General features: G+C 62.4%; 1 protein-coding gene. It reads right to left on the bottom strand.

Annotated features, from left to right (window positions below):
* Positions 1 to 203 precede the first annotated feature (203 nt).
* On the bottom strand, positions 204 to 1172 hold the full coding sequence (locus IVA81_RS29145) for an IS110 family transposase (RefSeq protein ID WP_247324368.1): 969 nt from the start codon (positions 1170 to 1172) through the stop codon (positions 204 to 206).
* Positions 1173 to 1394 lie beyond the last annotated feature (222 nt).

Below are 1394 nucleotides of genomic sequence, written 5' to 3'. Positions count from 1 at the left end.
GTAGCAACCATTAAATGGCGGCGGTGTTTTGAGCCGACGGATCGCCTGCGCCTGCCATGATGACGCCGTGCTCGCGTCCGTCAAGGCGTGGCCTGGCGGCAGATCGGGTGAGGTTGGGGCGAGCGACGGCCATCCTTGACGGACGCTGCGCGCGGCGCCAGGAGGAGCCGCAGGTCGGGACGAAGAAGCGCGTCCCGGTCGAACTAAGAAGCAGGGAGTGATCCTGCCGGCGGCTCGCCGCACCATGGCGTGCCGCGGGCCACCACTGTGTTAGCGAAGATGAGCATCTTTCTGGCACAGGCAACGAGCGCTGGCTTGTGTTCCTTTCCGGCTGCGGTCAGTCGTTGGTAGAGCTGGATGAGCTGCGGATTCCATCGAAACGATGCCGCCAGTGAAGCCGTATAGAGTGCGCGACGCAGCCGCTTTCGCCCGCCCTCGATATGCCGAACGCCTGACCGGTCGCCGCTATCGTCGTCATAGGGCGCAAGGCCGGCGAGAGCGACCGCTTGCTCCCGCGTGATCTGGCCGATCTCAGGCAGACGCACCAGGATGGCGACGGCGGTCGGCAGCCCGATGCCGTCGACGCTGCTGATCAGCGCAAGCCTCTTGGCAAGGTCGGGATGCTTGCGGATTGCGGCGACCAGAGCCTTGAGTGCGGCCCTCTCACGTTGCCCCAGGCGAGCGATATCCTCTTGCCAGAGCTTATTAATCGTCTCATTCCGGCAGCTCTCGATCCTGTTCTTGAGGCGCGCGATATCCTCGCCGATCTGATCGATCATTGTCAGTTGCTCGGCGAACGGCAGCAACCGAGGATCGGGAGCGGCATGGATCTTCCGCACCGCTGCGGTGCAGGCGGCGATGATAGCGGCATCGATCTTGTCGTTCTTGGCCCGCTGTAAATGGAATTTGGCATAGGCTCGGACCTGAGCCGGCTGAAACACCACAACCACAAACCCCTTGCGTCGCAGTTCGGCGACGACAGGCTGTTCGTAACCGCCGCTCGCCTCGATGCCGATGCGCTTGACGCGATGCTGTCGCAGCCACGTCAGCAAAGCCTCATGGCCTTCTGCCGTGTTCTCCACCTGCAACTGCTCGCCGCTGCCATCGATCGCCACATCGAGCTTCCGCTTGCCGGTATCGATCCCGGCACAGATCGTGGTATGCTTGGCCATCTTCGTCGATCCCTCCCTTGTTATGCGAACCTAAAGTTCGTTCAACCATTCGGGTCCCGATGAAGTGCCGATCGCGATCTTGCTACGTCTGACAGCCCTCAAGGCTTCGGTGGGCACCGATCCGATCGAACGGCGACCCAGCTCGGGCGGCCACCCGGGCTGGGCCATTCCTCACGGAACGGCTCAATATAATCGATCGCCCTAATACAAGGGTGGGCAAAG

Source organism: Bradyrhizobium sp. 141 (genome assembly GCF_023074055.1).
In the GTDB taxonomy this organism is placed as follows: Bacteria; Pseudomonadota; Alphaproteobacteria; order Rhizobiales; family Xanthobacteraceae; genus Bradyrhizobium.
Note: the sequence above shows the minus strand (reverse complement) of the source record. Positions and strands in the feature narration are given on the sequence as shown.